Below are 16,785 nucleotides of genomic sequence, written 5' to 3' on the forward strand. Positions count from 1 at the left end.
GCCGATGGAGACGATCACTACCACCCTCCTGATCATCGGCGGCGGTCCGGGCGGCTACGTGGCCGGCATCCGCGCCGGCCAGCTGAAGATTCCGACCATCGTGGTCGAGGGCGCGCAGCCGGGCGGCACCTGCCTGAACATCGGCTGCATTCCGTCCAAGGCCCTGATCCATGCGGCCGAGGAATTCAGCAAGGCCAACACCTATGCGGCCCGGGAATCCGCGCTCGGCATCACGGTCGAGAACCCGCGCATCGACCTGGCGCGCACCGTGGCCTGGAAGGACGGCATCGTCAAGCGCCTGACCGGCGGCGTCGGCAGCCTGCTCAAGAAGCACGGCGTGCGCTTGGTGAACGGCTGGGCGCGCATCGTCGACGGCAAGACGGTCGAGGTGCAGCCCCAGGACGGCGACGGCGCGCCGCTGCGCATCCGCTGCGAGCACCTGCTGCTGGCCAGCGGCTCGGAACCGGTCGAGCTGCCCTTCATGCCTTTCGGCGGCGACGTGGTGTCCTCGACCGAGGCCTTGTCGCCGGAATCGATCCCGCGCCGCCTGGTGGTGGTGGGCGGCGGCTACATCGGCCTGGAGCTGGGCACGGCCTACCGCAAGCTGGGCAGCCAGGTAACGGTGGTCGAGGCGGCGGAACGCATCCTGCCTTCCTACGACGCCGACCTGGTCAAGCCGGTGGCGGCGTCCCTGGCGCGCCTCGGCGTCGAGCTGCGCCTGGGGACGACGGTGCTGGGCTTCGAGCAGGGCCTGGTGCGCGTGCGCGACGCGTCGAATGTGGAAGCGCAGCTGGAAGCGGACCGCGTGCTGGTGGCGGTCGGCCGCAAGCCGCGCACCAAGGGCTGGGGGCTGGAAAGCCTGATGCTCGACATGGAGGGACGCGCCGTGAAGGTCGACGGCCAGTGCCGCACCTCGATGCGCAATGTGTGGGCGATCGGCGACCTGACCGGCGAGCCGATGCTGGCGCACCGCGCCATGGCCCAGGGCGAGATGGTGGCCGAGATCATCGCGGGCAAGTTCCGCGAGTTCGTCCCGGCCGCGATCCCGGCGGTCTGCTACACCGATCCCGAGATCGTGGTGGCCGGCATGTCGCCGCTGGACTGCGACCGCGAAGGCGTCGAATTCGTCAGCGCCGTGTTCCCCTTCAGCGCCAATGGCCGCGCCATGACCATCGAGGGCACGGAGGGCTTCGTGCGCGTGGTCGCGCGCAAGGACAACCACCTGATCCTGGGCTGGCAGGCGGTCGGCGCCGGCGTGTCGGAACTGGCTGCGGCCTTCTCGCAGTCGCTCGAGATGGGCGCGCTGCTGGAGGACGTGGGCCGCACCATCCATGCCCACCCGACCCTGGGCGAGGCGGTCCAGGAAGCCGCCCTGCGCGCGCTCGGCCACGCGCTGCATATCTGACCGGTGCCGGTGCCGCCCGGCCGGGCGGCATCTTCTTTCCAGGCGAGGATGCGGATCACTCCCACGGGCGCCATTCCTCTCGCCCAATCTGTCGCCCGTTCACTGCCCCAGCCGAATCGGACACCGGCATTCATTCGAGTGAACTTGCATTTACCCGTATGTCCTATGCATATTCCAGCTCGTATGCAAAGAACGTTTGTATATGCACACCAGAGGCCAAATTTGCAATTTGCAATGTTGCGGTGTAATATGCGCGGCCCACGAGGTTTCCCTGTGGCAATAAACTAAGGTAAGAAAAACATGTTCAAGAAAATCGCAGCTGTCGCGGCCCTGATCGTCGCTTCCTCCTCCGCCTTCGCCGTCGAGCCGGGCGCCCTGTACGCTGGCGTCGACGCCGGCAAGACCAAGCTGGAAGGCTGGTCGCACCGTGAAACCAGCGTCGGCGTCTTCGGCGGCTACAAGTTCCACCCGAACTTCGCAGCCGAACTGAACTACCGCCGCCTGGCCGATGCCGACGTCGAAGATTTCAACGTGAAGGGCGACCAGTTCGGCGTGTCCCTGATCGGTTCGATCCCGCTGGCGAACAACTTCAGCGTCTACGGCCGTCTGGGCTACAACCGCATCGAAGTCGACGTCGAGCAAGGCGGGTTCACCGGCACCGACTCGACCTCGCGCGCCGTCTACGGCGTCGGCCTGGGCTATGCCTTCACCCCGGCCATCTCGGGCCGCATCGAAGTGCAGAAGCCGATGAGCGACGTCACCAATCTGAGCGCAGGCGTGGTCTTCAAGTTCTGATCGCGTTGACGGAACATGGCGCATCGCGCGCCATGGCGCAATGAAAAGAGCCCGGTTCAGCCGGGCTCTTTTCATTGGCGCAGGTTCAGGATGCGCGCGCCGTCCGCGCGCCCGCCGCCAGCACCGCGCCGAGACGCAGCGCCGAATCCACCGCGCTGTCGATCGGCGGCTGGTAGCCGTTGGCGATCCAGCGCAGCGCAATGCTGATCACGCCGCCCACGACGCCGCACTGCAGCAGCTCGTCGTGCTCCGCGCTGGCCGGCGCCACCATGCGCGCCACTTCGCGTCCGATGGCGCGCAGCGCGTCGTCGAAGGCCCGGTCCACCGCCGGGCTCACGCCGCGGATCTCGACCAGGAACACGCGCGCCGCCTTCGGGCCGCGCTGCAGCGCCGAAAAGTAGGCGTGCAGCATGGCGCGCGAGCGGGCCAGGCCGCCGCGTCCCGCCGCTTCGGCCGCGCGCAGCACTTCGCCCAGCACCGAATAGGTCACCGCATTGAAGGAGTCGATCAGCAGCGCCTCGCTGTTGGCGAAGGATTCGTAGAAGTAGCGTTCGGTCAGGCCGGCGGCTTCGCACACCGCCTTGACCGTAGCCTGGTGGTAGCCCCGTTCGCCGTACACGTCGATGGCGGCGGCGATCAGGCGGCTGCGCCGCTCGGCGCGTCTTTGTTCCTGCGATTGTCCACGGTAGGATCGGGTAGATAGGGAGAGCTCTGCTGTCATCCAGCTATTCTGACACATTCTTGCAACTGACATTCTGACAATGTACAGTGTCAGCATTAAACCAAAACAGGGACACCATGAGCATCAGCCTCGACGAGAGTGGCGTGCTGGACGTACTGATCGTCGGCGCCGGCCTGTCCGGCATCGGCGCCGCCGCCATGCTGAGCCAGCGCTGCAAGGACAAGTCTTACATGATCCTGGAAGCGCGCTCGGCCATCGGCGGCACCTGGGACCTGTTCCGCTATCCCGGCATCCGCTCCGATTCCGACATGTACACGCTCGGCTATGCCTTCCGTCCCTGGACCGATCCGCAGGCCATCGCCGACGGTCCCGCGATCCGCGCCTACGTCGCCGATACCGCGCGCGCCTACGGCATCGATCCGCACATCCGCTACGGCCACAAGGTGGTCAAGGCCAGCTGGTCGAGCGCGCAGGCCGTGTGGACCGTGACCGCCGCGCTGGCCGACGGCGGCGAAGCCGTCCTGCGCGCGCGCTTCCTCTACCTGTGCAGCGGCTACTACAGCTACGACGAAGCCTATCGCCCCAGCTTCGAAGGCGAGACGGATTATCGCGGTCGCATCGTCCATCCGCAGTTCTGGCCCGAGGACCTCGACTACAGCGGCAAGCGCGTGCTGGTGGTCGGCAGCGGCGCCACCGCGGTGACCCTGGTGCCGGCCATGGCGGCGCGCGCCGCCCATGTCACCATGCTCCAGCGTTCGCCATCCTATGTGGTCGCGCGCCCCGCCCAGGACCGCTTTGCACGGCGCACGCAGCGCTGGCTGCCGCCGCGCCTGGCCTACGCCCTCACGCGCTGGCGCCTGATCGCCGAATCGATTGTTCTCTACCGCCTGGCGCGCGGCAAGCCGGAGCTGGTCAAGCGCCACCTGCTGGCCCAGGCCCAGCGCCAGGCCGGTCCCGGCGTCGACGCGGGCACCCACTTCTCGCCCAGCTACAAGCCCTGGGACCAGCGGGTCTGCCTGGTCCCGGACGGCGACCTGTTCCGCGTGCTGCGCCAAGGCGGCGCCGAGATCCTCACCGACCGCATCGTCCGCTTCACGGAACGCGGCGTCCTGCTCGCATCCGGCCGCGAGCTCGAGGCCGACCTGGTGGTGCTGGCCACTGGCCTTTCGCTCAAGCTGTTCGGGGGCGCGGCCATCGAGGTCGACGGCCGCGCGCTCGACCCCAGCCAGGCCATGGCCTACAAGGGCATGATGCTCAGCGACGTGCCCAACTGCGCCATGACCTTCGGCTACACCAACGCATCCTGGACCCTGAAGGCCGACCTGACCGCCGCCTACGTCTGCCGCCTGCTGTCCTGGATGGACCGGCACGGCGTGGCCATCGCCGTGCCGCGCCGCGATCCCACGGTGGCGAGCGAACCCTTCCTCAGCTTCACCTCGGGCTACGTCCAGCGCGCCAGGGATGTGCTGCCCAGCCAGGGCGCGCGCAAGCCCTGGCAGGTCTACCAGAACTATGTGATGGACCTGCTCACCATCCGCTTCGGCCGCCTGGACGACGGCGTGATGCACTTCGGTCCGAAAGGAGTCATGCCATGAGGCTCGGCAACCGCGTGGCCGTGGTGACCGGCGCCGGCGGCGGCATCGGGCGCGCCATCGCGCTCTCGCTGGCGCGGCGTTCCTGCCACCTGGCCCTGTGCGACATCGACGGGGCGGCGGCCGAGGCCACCGCCAGGGAAGCACGCGCCCTGGGCGTGCGCACCAGCGTGCACCAGATCGACGTCGCCAACCGCGCCGCGGTGCGCGCCCTGCCCGCCGCCGTCGGCGTGATCCACGGCCGCGTCGACCTGCTGGTCAACAACGCGGGCGTGGCCCTGGGCGGTACCTTCGAGCAGGTGGCCGAGGACGATTTCGACTGGCTAATGGAGGTCAATTTCCACGCCGTGGTGCGCCTGACCCGGGTCTTCCTGCCGCTGCTGCGCGAGAGCGACGAAGCACGCATCGTCAACCTGTCGAGCATCTACGGCATCATCGCACCGCCGGGCCAGAGCGCCTATGCGGCCAGCAAGTTCGCGGTGCGCGGCTTTTCCAACGCCCTGCGCCACGAACTGGCGGGCAGCAAGGTCGGCGTCACGGTGGTCCATCCGGGCGGCGTGGCCACCAATATCGCGAAAGCAGCGCGCGTGCCGAAGGACGCCCCGGCGCACGAGGTCGCACTCGGCCGGGAACAGGCCCAGCGCCTGCTGCGCATGGACCCGGCGCTGGCCGGCGAGACCATCGTTCGCGGCATCGAACGGCGCCGGGCGCGGGTACTGGCCGGCGGCGACGCGAAACTCGTCGCCCTGCTCGAACGCCTGAGCCCCGTCAACTACTGGAACTACCTGAAACATCTCGTCATGCGGGAAAGCGCAAAATGATCTTGTTCACAATTCTCACAGCCGGTCTCGTGGCCGCCAGCCTCTTCTTGTTCTCGTACCGGACCACGCGCCGCATCGAAGCCTTCCTCCCGCCCAGCGGCCGCTTCGTGGAGGTGGACGGACAGCGCCTGCACGTGACCGACCAGGGCAGCGGCGCGCCGCTGCTGCTGCTCCACGGCCTGGGCGGCAACCTGTGCCACTTTAACTTCGGCGCCTGCGCCGCGCTGTCGCAGCATTTCCGCGTGGTCGCCGTCGACCGGCCGGGCTCGGGCCACTCGCCGCGCGCGGCGGACGCGCCGGCGGACCTGTCGGCCCAGGCCCGCGTGCTGGCCCGGCTGATCGGGGAACTGGGGCTGGAGCGCCCGACCGTGGTCGGCCATTCGCTGGGCGGCGCCACCGCCCTCACGCTCGCCATCGAGCATCCGCACCTGGTCGGCGCGCTGGCCCTGGTGGCCCCGCTGACCCACGCACCCAAGGAAGTGCCGGCGGTATTCCGCGCGCTGCTGATCCGCCCGCGCTGGCTGCGCAGCCTGTTCGCCCATACCCTGGCCGTGCCGGCCTCGATCGCCACCAGCCGCCGCGTGCTGGAACAGGTGTTCGGTCCCGAGCCGGTCGCGCGCGACTTCCCGACCCGCGGCGGCGGCCTGCTCAGCCTCAGGCCAAAGCACTTCCTGGCCAGCGCCGCCGACCTGGCCGTGGTGCCGGAACACATGGCGCGGCTGGAACAGCGCTACGGCGAGCTGGAGGTGCCGGTGTCCATCCTGTTCGGGCGCGAGGACCGCGTGCTGTGCTGGCGCGCCAACGGCCAGTCCATGCTGGACAAGGTGCCCGGCGCGCGCCTCGAGGTGATCGAAGGAGGCCACATGCTGCCCGTCACCCGCCCGGAGCTGACCGCCAGCTTCATCATGGAAGCGGCGGCCGCACGCCGCCTGGCTGCCTGAGGTGCGCGCATGCTTGTGATCCACACCCCGCGCCTGGCCCTGCGCACCTGGCGCCCCGCCGACGCCGAGGCCTTCCACGCGATGAACCAGGACCCGCGCGTGATCGAGCACCTGCCCGGGCCGATGAGCATGCAGCAGGTCGCCGACTTCATGGCCATGCAAAATGCGCTGTATGAACGAAGCGGAAGCTGCTACCTGGCGGCCACGCTGGCTGCGGGTGGCGCGCTGATCGGATTCGTGGGACTCAAGCGCCATGCCGGGGGCCTGCCGTTCGCGCCCTGTACCGACATCGGCTGGCGCCTTGGCGCCGACTACTGGGGCAACAGCTATGCGCGCGAGGCCGCCGCGGCCTGCCTGCACCACGGCTTCGAGCGCCTTGGACTGGACGAGATCGTGTCCTTCACGGTACCGCAGAACCTGCGCTCGCGGGCATTGATGGAACGCCTGGGCATGCGCCGCGACGAGGCCGGGGACTTTGCCCACCCGGCCCTGCCGGCCGGTCACCGGCTGTCGGGGCATGTCTTGTACCGCCTCCGGCGCGGGGAGTTCGCGCCGGCTTAGCGCTCGCGGGCCGAGGTATCCTGGTCGCGATCGGTTTCGGTCGTGCGCTGGCCGCCCGAGCCTTGCTGGTTGAGTTCGCCGGACTGCCGGTTGCCCGCACTGCCGCTGCCCAGGCTGCCCTTACCGCCCATGCCCGTGCCGAGCTGGCCTTGCTTGCCGTCGGTCATGAAACCCTTGTCCTCGCACTCGGCATCCGAGCCGCCGGCCAGCAAGTCGTCGGTGCGGCCGGCCTGCATGTTGCCGGGTTGCTCGTTCTGTTGCGAACCGCCTTTGCCGGTATCTCCCGTGCCGCCGGTCCCCATGCTGCCTGCGCTGCTGGTGCCGCTGCGCGTGATCTGGTCGTAGTTGCGCCCTTTGGCGTCCTTGCCTTCGCTTTGCATCGACATCATGGCCTCCTTGATGGACTTGTTGATCTTTCCATCATAAGCAGGCCGTCAGCCGGTGCAATAGGCCTGCTGCCGCTGACGCTGTAGGACAGTTCCGGGTCAGGCCGCAAGCCCCTGCAGATCCAGTATCCGCATCAGGCTTTCCAGGTTATACGGCTTGCGCAAGACCACGGCGTCCGGCCAGTTGTTGACCTCGCCATTTCCGGTGGCAAAGATGATCCGGATCGCCGGCGCGGTCGAACGCGCATGGGCCGCCAGCGCATCGCCCGACATGCCAGGCAGCATGACATCCGTGATCAGGATGTCGGTTTCCTGGCCGATCATGCCCAGCGCCGTTTCCGCGTCGCCCGCCGAGCAGACTTCGTGGCCCAGGTGTTCCAGCAATGCCTGGGTATTCATGCGGATGTTCTCTTCGTCCTCGACCAGGACGATGCGGCAGCGGCCGCTTGCCGGCAGCGGCGCCGGCGCGGGTGCCGGCCCCGGCTCGCGCCCGGTCTTCTTCTGGTTGGCGATCACCTGGCGGATGCGGCGCGCCAGGCTTTCGCGGGTGTAGGGCTTGCCGAGCAGCTCCACGCCCGGATCGAGGCGGCCGCCATGCACGATCGAGTTCTCGGTATAGCCCGAAGTGAACAGCACCGCCAGGTTGGGCAGGCGCTCGCGCGCCATGCGCGCCAGGTCGACGCTGCGCAGGGTACCCGGCATCACCACGTCGGTGAACAGCACGTCGATCGGCACGCCGCTCTCGACCACCACCAGCGCTTGGGCCGCGTCGGCCGCCTTCAGCACGCGGTAGCCGAGCTGGCCGAGCATCTCGACCACGGTGGTGCGCACGGCTTCGTCGTCCTCGGCCACCAGGATGGTCTCGGTGCCGCCGACCGCCGGCTGGGGCGCTTCGATCGGACCCAGCGGCTCCTCGGCGGCGGTGCTGCGCGGCAGGTAAATCTTGACCGTCGTGCCCTGGCCGACTTCGCTGTAGATCTTGACGTGGCCGCCCGACTGCTTCACGAAGCCGTACACCATCGACAGGCCGAGGCCCGTGCCCTTGCCTTCTTCCTTGGTCGAGAAGAAGGGCTCGAAGGCGCGGTTCAGGACCTCCGGCGGCATGCCCGGTCCGGTGTCGGTCACGGCCAGCATCACGTACTGCCCCGGCAGCACGTCGCCGTGGCTGCGGCAATACAGGTCGTCGAGCACGGCGTTGGTGGCTTCGATGGTCATCCGGCCCGTGCCGCCCATGGCGTCGCGCGCGTTGATCGCCAGGTTCAGCAGCGCGTTCTCGACCTGGGCCACATCGACCGCGGTGTTCCACAGTCCGCCCGAGATCACCAGTTCGATCTCGATCTCCTCGCCAAGCGCGCGGCGCAGCATGTCTTCCATGCCCACCACCAGGCGCCCGATCTTGATCACCTTGGGCTCGAGCGGCTGGCGGCGGCCGAAGGCCAGCAGATAGCTGGCCAGCTTGGCGCCCTTGTCGACCGCCTGGCGCGCATTGTCGATCCAGCGCGCGCGGTCCGCGTGGCCCGGCGCGGCCATGTCGAGCAGTTGCAGGTTGCCGGAAATAATCTGCAGCAGGTTGTTGAAGTCGTGGGCAACGCCGCCGGTCAGCTTGCCGATGGTTTCCATCTTCTGCGACTGCTGCAGCGCGAGTTCGGTGCGCCGGATGGTATCGAGCTGTTCGCGGTCGGCCGTGATGTCGCGCCCGATCGCGTGGATGTGGTGCGCGTCCGGCGCCGCGGTCCAGGACAGCAGGCAGTAGCTGCCGTCCTTGCGGCGGTAGCGGTTCTCGAACTTGTAGACGTAGTTGCCCTGGCCGAGCGAGGCCATCTGCGCCATGGTCGGCGCGCGGTCGTCCGGGTGCACCAGGTCAAGGAAGTTCCTGCCGACGAAATCCGATTCGTTCCAGCCGAGCAGCGCGCCGAAGGCGGGGCTGACCGCTTCCACCGTGCCGTCGAAACCCGCCACCAGCAGGATGTCCTTGGACAAGCGCCACATGCGGTCGCGCTCCGCGGTGCGCAGCGCCACCCGGCCTTCGAGGTCGGCGCTCAGGGCCGCGTAGTGCTCGGCCACGCGCTTCTGGTCCTCGATGTCGGTGGCGGTGCCGATCCAGCCGCCCGCGTCGCCACCCGCGTCGCTGCGCAGCGGCACGGCGCGCGACAGGTGCCAGCGGTAGCTGCCGTCGGCGCGCCGCAGGCGCATCTCGGCTTCGAAATCCGCGCCCGAGGCGACCGCGATCGCCCAGCGGGTCTGGGTGGCGGCGCGGTCGGCCTCGTGCACGACGGCCGTCCAGCCTTCGCCCTCCAGGTCCTCGAAGCCGAGACCACTGTAGGCGTAGACGTGTTCGTTGAACCAGTTCAGCCGGCCGTCCGGGCCGGCGGCCCAGACCTGGTTCGGCATCGCCTGGGCGAAACTGCGGAAGCGCGCCTCGCTGTCGCGCAGGGCGCGGGCGCCCTCGACGCGCCCGGTCACATCGTTGCCCTGCACGAAGATGCCGAACACCTTGCCATCCTCGCCGCGCAGCGGCTACAGCACGAAGTCGAGGTAGCGCAGGCGCTCGCCGAGGCGGATGCCGCTGTCCTGGCCGCTGTACGGCTTGCCGCTGCGGTAGACCTGGCCCAGCAGGACGTCCAGGCCCTGACCGGCCAGCTCGGGAATCGCCTCGCGCAGCGGGCGCCCCAGCAGGTCGCCGCGGCCGAGCAGCTCCAGGAAGGCGTCGTTGGCGAGCTCGAACACGTGTTCGGGACCGCCCAGCACGGCCATGAAGCCGGGCGCCTGCTCGAACATGGTGCGCAGGCGGCCGCGTTCGCCGTTCAGGTAGCGGCGCGCGCGCACCTTGTCGCTGGTCTCGACCACGATGGCGATCACGCCGACGATGGCGCCGTGTTCGTCGACGATGGGCGAGTAGTCCAGGTTCATCCACACCTGTTCCGGCTGGCCGTGGCGGTGCAGGGTCAGCTCCTGGTCGGCATACGACAGGGTGCCGCCGGCCAGCACGGTCTTCATCACATGGGCGTTGAAGTCGGCCACCTCGGGCCAGCCTTCGCGCACGCGCGAGCCCAGCAGGCGCGGGTGGCGGCCGCCGGCGAAGCCGGAATAGGCGTCGTTGTAGATCATGACGCCCTCCTCGCCCCACAGGGTGACGATCGGCACCGGCGAGCGCAGGATCAGGTCGACCGTCGTGCGCAGCACCGGCGCCCAGCCGGCCATGGCGCCGAGGCTGGTGGCCTCCCAGTCGTATGCGTCGATGATCGTGCCGAGAAGTCCGCCGCCGTGGGCGAAGGACCGCTGGGACGCCACTGCCTGTGCCGCTGCCTGATGCATCATGCTGGAAGAATGAATATGTAAAAGACGCAATTGTAATATCTCACAGTCAATTTCAGAAACGCTCCAGCCGTATCGTGCGGGGGTCTTTTGAGGGCGGCGCGGGACGCCATGTACAATTGGGCAACACTGAACGATCAAGCACGCAGCCATGACTTCGTCACCGCATGCCCTGGTGGTCTTCGCCGACCCCGCCCTGCACCGCTCGCGCATCAGCCGCGGCGTCGCCGACGCCGCCCGCAGCCTGCCGAATGTCGCCGTGCAGGACCTGTACGAGCTGTACCCGGACTTCTACGTCGACGTGCGGCGCGAACGCGCCCTGCTCAAGCAAGCCGACCTGGTGATCTTCGCTTTCCAGCTCAGCTGGTACGCGATGCCGTCGCTGCTCAAGGAATGGTTCGACGCCGTGCTCAAGCCCGAGTGGGCGGCGGTCGGCCCCAGTCCTCGCCTGCGCGGCAAGGCCTGCTGGGCCGCGGTCGGCTGCAACAGCCTGCCCGGCGACTACCGGCCCGGCGCCCGCCACGGCCATCCGCTGGGCGAATACCTGGCGCCGCTGGAACAGACCGCGCGCAGCCTCGGCATGCGCTGGATCGAGCCCGAAATCTTCTACGGCGCCGAGCACGCCGATCCGCAGGCCGTCGACGCCTACGCGGCGCGCCTGCGCACGCTGCTGGCCGGGCACCTGGAGCGCCTGGCCCTGGAAGGAGCCCCTCATGGAACATAGCGTCTTGACCGTGGCCATGGTCTACCTGGCCGCGGCCGTCATCGCGGTGCCGATCGCCCGCGCCCTGGGACTGGGTGCGGTGCTCGGCTACCTGCTGGCGGGGATCGCCATCGGCCCCTGGGGCCTGGGCCTGATCAGCGAAGTCGAGACCATCCTGCACTTCTCCGAGTTCGGCGTGGTGCTGCTGCTGTTCGTGATCGGCCTGGAGCTCGAACCCCAGCGCCTGTGGTCGCTGCGGCGCTCGATCTTCGGCTGGGGCCTGGCCCAGGTGGGCGGCGTGGCGGCGGTGCTGTTCGGCGCCGCCTGGCTGGCCGGCGTGGCCTGGCAGGTGGCCCTGATCGCCGCCCTCGGCCTGTCGCTCTCGTCCACGGCCATCGCCCTGACCACCATGCAGGAGCGTAATCTCCTGCCCACGCCGGCCGGACAGGCGGGGTTCTCGATTTTGCTGTTCCAGGACATCGCGGCGATCCCGATGATCGCCCTGGTGCCGGTGCTGGGTGCGGGCGACGCCGATCCGCACGGCGGCTGGGCCGGCGTGCTGAAGCCGGCGGCCGTGATCCTGGGCCTGCTGGTGGTGGGCCACTACCTGGTGCGCCCGGTACTGCGCGTGATCGCGCGCACCCGCATGCGCGAGATCTTCACCGCCTTCGCGCTGCTGCTGGTGATCTCGGTGTCGCTGCTGATGCAATGGGTCGAGATGTCGATGGCGCTGGGCGCCTTCCTGGCCGGGGTGCTGCTGGCGAACTCCGAGTACCGCCACGCGCTCGAGACCGACCTGGAACCCTTCAAGGGCTTGCTGCTCGGGCTGTTCTTCATCGCGGTCGGCATGTCGGTGGACTTCGGCGTGTTCTTCGCCCAGCCCTGGCGCATCGTCGCCATGGCCGCCGCCTTCCTGGTGCTCAAGCTGCTGGTGCTCTACCTGCTGGCGCGCGCCTTCGGGATGGCGGGGCGCCAGCGCACCCTGTTCGCCTTCCTGCTCTCGCAGGGCGGCGAATTCGCGTTCGTGGTGTTCGGGGCCGCCGCCACCGCGCGCGCCTTCTCCGCCGAGACGGCCTCGATCCTGGTGGTGGTGGTGGCGCTGTCGATGATGGCCACGCCGCTGCTCCTGATCGTCTACGACCGCGTGCTGGAACCCTTCTGGAACGGCCGCAAGAAGAAGCGCAAGGACGACGAGATCGCCGACAACGAAGGCCACGTGATCATCGCCGGCTTCGGCCGCTTCGGCCAGATTGTCGGCCGCCTGCTGCACGCCAACCAGGTGCCGCTGACCATGCTGGACCACGATCCGGACCACATCGACACCCTGCGCGACTTCGGCTTCAACGTGTTCTACGGCGACGCCACCCGCACCGACCTGCTGCGCGCCGCCGGCGCGGCCAAGGCGCGCGCGCTGGTGATCGCGATCGACGGCATCGACGACAGCCTCAAGCTGGCCGCCGCCATCCGCCACGAATACCCCGACCTGATGATCCTGGCGCGGGCGCGCAACATCACGCATTACTACCAGCTGATGGACCTGGGCGTGACCATCATCGAGCGCGAGACCTTCGAGTCGGCGCTGATGATGGGCAGGAGGGTCATGGAGCAGCTGGGCTTCGGCGCCTACCTGGCGCGCCAGGCGGCGATGCGCTTCCGCGAGCACAACCTGCAAAGCGTGAACGCGGTCTACCCCTACTACAAGGACCGCGAACAATACGTCTCGCTGGCCAAGCGCGCCAATGAAGAGCTGCATGCGATGTTCGAGCGCGACTTCGTGGCGATGAAGCGCGACCGCGAGGATGGCGACGAGTAAGGGCGTGCCCGCTCAGTCCTGCAGCATGCGCGCCGCAGCGGACTTGTCCAGGGCTTGCTTCCTGCATTCGGCCTATGCGCGCTGCCCCTGCGTGAGCCGGACACCTCCTTCTCGCCGATTCCGGAAGTTCGCACGCGTCAGGATTCCGCAGCTACCCACCTACCTCAGTAAACCGCCGAATTCCTTTCTAAGCAGCGCCAGTTTCGGGTCGATATAGGTGGTGCAAAACGGGCCGCCGGCATTCTTTTCAGCATAGCGCTGAAAGCGCTCATCGGAAGCTTTGAAGGCTCGAAAGGGCAGGATTCGAGTGACAAGAGGCGCATCGAATCCTGGCCCGACTTCCATCAGAACGCGCCGTGCAACCTCGGCCTGGACCTCGTCCTTCACATAAACCGCGCTGCGATACTTGCGCCGCATGAAGTGGTTCGACGTGCTTGAATGCGTCCGTAAATGGATCTCGATCAAAGACCCAAGCGAGATTGTGTCTGGTTGAAAGGTGAGCAGCACGCCTTCGGAGAAATTGTCGTCGGGCGCGTCGGCCCGAATGAATCCCTGCTCCACGCGGATAATGCCGCGAAGAGCAGCGAACACGGCTTCCGTGCACCAATGGCAGCCTCCACCAAAGCCGATTCTCTGCACCTCAGCAGACATCAAGGATTCACCATGCAAAGCCGCATGGGTCATGACGGCACCCCGCTTATCCTTTGTGCGGATCGAGCGTTCCAGATAGCTGAACCTGGAGCACGGCGTCGCTATCGATGATGTCAGACCCGGCAGTTCGGAACAGAATTGCTCTCGTCGTTCTTGCACTTCAGGCATGATACTCCCGGATGACCGTCCTTGAGGACGCCCACTGTCGCGTAAACGCGTCGCTGCCGAACGTTTCTATGCGGCACTGATATATACTCGACAGCACGTTTTCTGACCGCCCAGCGGCCTCGCGACGCCTTCCAACCGCCACCGCGCTAGTCTTATCTTGGATACCACCCCTCACCCGCTTCCTTGGCCGGCGAACCTGGCCGAAGAAAATGCCGCATTGATCGACAATTCGCTGGACCTGCTGGCGCTCGGCGATCACACGGGGCGCTTGCTGCGCGTGAACGCGGCGGCCCGCGAACTGCTTGGCTATGCGCCGGAGGAGATGGCTGGCCGTCATTACACCGAGTTCGTCCACGTGGACGACCACGCCCATGCGGCCGCGATCGAGGCTAGCCTGCGCGAGGGCAGGCCGGCCCGCCGCGACGTGCAGCTGCGGTACGTGCGCAAGGACGGCGCGGTGATTCTGATGTCGATCGCGGTGCGCTGGTCCCCGGCCCTGCAGTGCATGTTCATCACCGCGCGCGACATCACCCGGCAGGAGAGCGACCGCGTGGCCCTGCGCCAGTCCAAGGACCGCCTCGACGCCATGCTGGAAAGCATTGGCGACGCCTTTTTCGCGATCGACGCGGAGTGGCGCGTCACCTACGCCAACCGCAAGGCAAGCGACTTTGTCGGCATTGAACTGAGCTCGGGCATCGGCCGCAAGCTGCTCGATGTCGCACCGGAGCTGGAAGAATCGGAGGCCCTGGCTTTCTACCGGGAGGCGATGGCGAGCCGCGAACCGCGCACCACCGAGTTGTACTGGAAGCCGCGCGACATCTGGATCGAAATCCGCGCGTATCCGAACGAAGACGGGCTATCGGTCTACTTCCACGACATCACCGCCAAGCGCGATGCCGAGGGCGCCGTGCGCGCCAACGAGCAGCGCTTCCGCAGCCTGTTCCACCAGGCCGGCGACAGCATCATGCTCGTCGACCGCAGCCTCTCCATCGTGGCCGCCAACGGCCAGGCCTGCGCCCGTTTCGGCTACACGGAGGCCGAATTCGCCGGCATGGCGGTCACCGACCTCAACCCGGACATCAGCCTGCCGCAGCTGGGGCGGGCCCTGCGCGCCGGCCGCCCGCAGCTGCTGCGCACCCGCAAGACGCGCAAGGACGGGACCAGCTTCCCGGCCGAAGTGCACATTTCGCGCTTCGAGGACGGCGGCGAAGCGCTCTACCTGGCCATCATCCGCGACCTGAGCGACCGCGAGGAAGCCGAGCGCCAGCTTCGCGACAGCGAGCGGCGCTTCCGCGAAGTGATCGAAATGACGCCGGCCGGCTACCTGCTGGCCGGCGCGGACGGCGTCCTGCGTGACGTGAATCCGGCGCTGTGCGCGCTTACCGGGCGTGCCCGCGAGGCGCTGATCGGCCAGCCGCTGACCGAATTGTTCGTTGCCTTCCCGTGGCAGGCCCTGGCCGACGGCGCCACAGGTGCCGCGGCCGTGCAGGGAATGGAAGCGGTGATCCGCCACCGCGACGGCCGCCATCTGCACGTGCTGTTCAACGGCAGCATCGAACGTGGTGCGGACGGCCGCCTGAGCAGCCTGACCGGCCTGATGACCGACATCACCGGGCGCAAGCTGGCCGAAAGCCGCCTGCGCGAGCTTGCCACCCACGACACCCTGACCGGCCTGCCCAACCGCGCCCTGCTCGGCGAGCGCATCCAGGACATGCTGGACCGCTGCTCAGAAGGCGACACCGTGGCGGTGATGTTCCTCGACCTGGACCGCTTCAAGGAGGTCAACGATTCCTTCGGCCACGAGATGGGCGACGTGCTGCTGTGCGAAGTGGCGCGCCGCCTGACCGGCGCCGTGCGCGCCGACGACCTGGTGGCGCGCCTGGGCGGCGATGAGTTCGTCGTGGCCGCGCACTGCACCACCGGTACGGCGGGCGCGGCGCGTGTCGCCGACAAGCTGCTGGAAGCCATGGCGGCTCCGGTCGTCGTGGGCGGCCACGACATGGTGGTCGGCGCCTCGATCGGCATCAGCATGTATCCGCGCGACGCGCGCACCCGCGAGACCCTGTTCCAGACGGCCGACACCGCGATGTACCGCGCCAAGTCCTCCGGCCGCAACCGCTACCGCTTCTTCGAGCCGGAGATGACGGTGGCGGCCCAGGTGCGCATGGCCCTCGAAGTATCGCTGCGCCCGGCGCTGGCGCGGCGCGAGTTCGAGCTGCACTACCAGCCGCGCATCGACCTGCGCAGCATGGAACCGGTGGGCATGGAGGCGCTGATCCGCTGGAACCACCCGGAACGCGGCCGCGTTCCGCCCCAGCAGTTCATCGCCATCGCCGAGGAGACCGGCCTGATCGCCGCCATCGGCCACTGGGTACTGCTCGAAGCCTGTGCCCAGACCCGGCGCCTGATCGACGAATACGGCCGCCCGATCCGGGTGTCGGTCAACGTTTCGGCGCGCCAGCTGGCCCAGCCGGGTTTCGGCGCCGAAGTGCGCGACGTGCTGGCGCGCACCGGCCTGCCGCCCTCCTGCCTGGAGCTGGAGCTGACCGAGAGCGCGCTGATCGAGGACATCGAGCATACCGCCTCGATGCTGCGCGAGCTGAAGAAACTGGGGCTGGTGCTGGCGGTGGACGATTTCGGGACCGGTTACTCAAGTCTCGCCTACCTGCGCCGTTTCCCGATCGACGTGCTCAAGCTGGACCGCTCCTTCGTGCTGCAGCAGGACGACACGATCACGGCCTTCGAATTCGTGAAGGCTTTCGTGGGCATGGCGCACGCGCTCAACATGGCGGTAGTAGCCGAGGGGGTGGAGACGGCGGAGGTGCTGGATTTCCTGTGCGCGGCGGAGTGCGACGAGGCCCAGGGCTACTATCTGGCGCGCCCTGCTCCACTTGACGCAGTGCGCGATCTGCTGACGCCGAACGCGCCGCGGCTCGCCGGTTAGGTTCCGGC

The 16,785-nt window shown here is 68.2% G+C and carries 14 protein-coding genes; 9 read left to right on the forward strand and 5 right to left on the reverse strand.

Translation table 11 applies throughout. The features are described 5' to 3' along the window. Window positions 1-4 precede the first annotated feature (4 nt). The gene (gene lpdA, locus J8847_RS11085) at window positions 5-1,405 is read left to right on the forward strand and encodes a dihydrolipoyl dehydrogenase (RefSeq protein ID WP_211524760.1); all 1,401 of its coding nucleotides are present in this window, start codon (window positions 5-7) and stop codon (window positions 1,403-1,405) included. A 300-nt stretch (window positions 1,406-1,705) separates the two neighbouring features. After that, window positions 1,706-2,200 (forward strand): outer membrane beta-barrel protein, encoded by a 495-nt coding sequence (locus tag J8847_RS11090; RefSeq protein ID WP_211524761.1) that lies wholly within the window; start codon window positions 1,706-1,708, stop codon window positions 2,198-2,200. A gap of 85 nt (window positions 2,201-2,285) precedes the next feature. On the opposite strand, the gene J8847_RS11095 is transcribed toward J8847_RS11090, so the two are convergent. Further along, complete coding sequence (locus tag J8847_RS11095) at window positions 2,286-2,921, reverse strand: TetR/AcrR family transcriptional regulator (protein ID WP_211524762.1); 636 nt, start codon at window positions 2,919-2,921, stop codon at window positions 2,286-2,288. Between the two features lie 77 nt (window positions 2,922-2,998). Here J8847_RS11095 and J8847_RS11100 point away from each other — a divergent pair, with 77 nt between their 5' ends. Genes J8847_RS11100 through J8847_RS11115 form a run of 4 tightly spaced genes read left to right on the forward strand, consistent with a single transcriptional unit; the run spans window position 2,999 to window position 6,797 of the window. After that, window positions 2,999-4,477, forward strand: a complete 1,479-nt coding sequence (locus tag J8847_RS11100; protein ID WP_211524763.1) for an NAD(P)/FAD-dependent oxidoreductase — start codon at window positions 2,999-3,001, stop codon at window positions 4,475-4,477. Further along, the gene (locus tag J8847_RS11105) at window positions 4,474-5,295 is read left to right on the forward strand and encodes an SDR family oxidoreductase (protein ID WP_211524764.1); all 822 of its coding nucleotides are present in this window, start codon (window positions 4,474-4,476) and stop codon (window positions 5,293-5,295) included. The genes J8847_RS11100 and J8847_RS11105 overlap by 4 nt, the downstream gene beginning before the upstream one ends. 29 nt (window positions 5,296-5,324) lie before the next feature. Then, on the forward strand, window positions 5,325-6,236 hold the full coding sequence (locus J8847_RS11110; protein WP_373999885.1) for an alpha/beta fold hydrolase: 912 nt from the start codon (window positions 5,325-5,327) through the stop codon (window positions 6,234-6,236). A gap of 9 nt (window positions 6,237-6,245) precedes the next feature. Beyond that, window positions 6,246-6,797 carry a GNAT family N-acetyltransferase gene (locus J8847_RS11115; RefSeq protein ID WP_211524766.1) on the forward strand — a complete coding sequence of 184 codons (552 nt, stop codon included), beginning with the start codon at window positions 6,246-6,248 and terminating at the stop codon, window positions 6,795-6,797. On the opposite strand, the gene J8847_RS11120 is transcribed toward J8847_RS11115, so the two are convergent. From J8847_RS11120 to J8847_RS24425, 3 genes are all read right to left on the reverse strand, one after another. Beyond that, window positions 6,794-7,186: a hypothetical protein gene (locus tag J8847_RS11120; protein WP_211524767.1), complete on the reverse strand. Its 393-nt coding sequence runs from the start codon at window positions 7,184-7,186 to the stop codon at window positions 6,794-6,796. The genes J8847_RS11115 and J8847_RS11120 overlap by 4 nt on opposite strands. A gap of 96 nt (window positions 7,187-7,282) precedes the next feature. Then, window positions 7,283-9,676, reverse strand: a complete 2,394-nt coding sequence (locus tag J8847_RS11125) for a PAS domain-containing protein (RefSeq protein ID WP_373999887.1) — start codon at window positions 9,674-9,676, stop codon at window positions 7,283-7,285. Window positions 9,677-9,700: 24 nt separating this feature from the next. Then, window positions 9,701-10,501, reverse strand: coding sequence for a PAS domain-containing protein (locus J8847_RS24425; protein WP_307727510.1), 801 nt, complete (start codon window positions 10,499-10,501; stop codon window positions 9,701-9,703). Between the two features lie 148 nt (window positions 10,502-10,649). On the opposite strand from J8847_RS24425, the gene J8847_RS11130 reads away from it, so the two are divergent. Next, window positions 10,650-11,222 carry an NAD(P)H-dependent oxidoreductase gene (locus tag J8847_RS11130; protein WP_211524768.1) on the forward strand — a complete coding sequence of 191 codons (573 nt, stop codon included), beginning with the start codon at window positions 10,650-10,652 and terminating at the stop codon, window positions 11,220-11,222. Beyond that, a complete protein-coding gene (gene kefC / locus J8847_RS11135) occupies window positions 11,212-13,014 on the forward strand; it encodes a glutathione-regulated potassium-efflux system protein KefC (RefSeq protein ID WP_211524769.1) in 1,803 nt (600 codons plus the stop codon). Before J8847_RS11130 ends, kefC begins: the two co-directional genes overlap by 11 nt. Window positions 13,015-13,173: 159 nt before the next feature. Here kefC and J8847_RS11140 read toward each other — a convergent pair whose 3' ends face one another. Then, complete coding sequence (locus J8847_RS11140; RefSeq protein WP_211524770.1) at window positions 13,174-13,833, reverse strand: peptide-methionine (S)-S-oxide reductase; 660 nt, start codon at window positions 13,831-13,833, stop codon at window positions 13,174-13,176. 217 nt (window positions 13,834-14,050) lie between these two features. Between J8847_RS11140 and J8847_RS11145 the strand changes: the two genes are divergently transcribed. After that, on the forward strand, window positions 14,051-16,777 hold the full coding sequence (locus tag J8847_RS11145; RefSeq protein ID WP_211524771.1) for an EAL domain-containing protein: 2,727 nt from the start codon (window positions 14,051-14,053) through the stop codon (window positions 16,775-16,777). The last annotated feature ends 8 nt before the right edge of the window (window positions 16,778-16,785 follow it).

Origin of the sequence: Massilia sp. AB1 (assembly GCF_018119385.1) — a bacterium.
GTDB lineage: Bacteria > Pseudomonadota > Gammaproteobacteria > Burkholderiales > Burkholderiaceae_D > Telluria.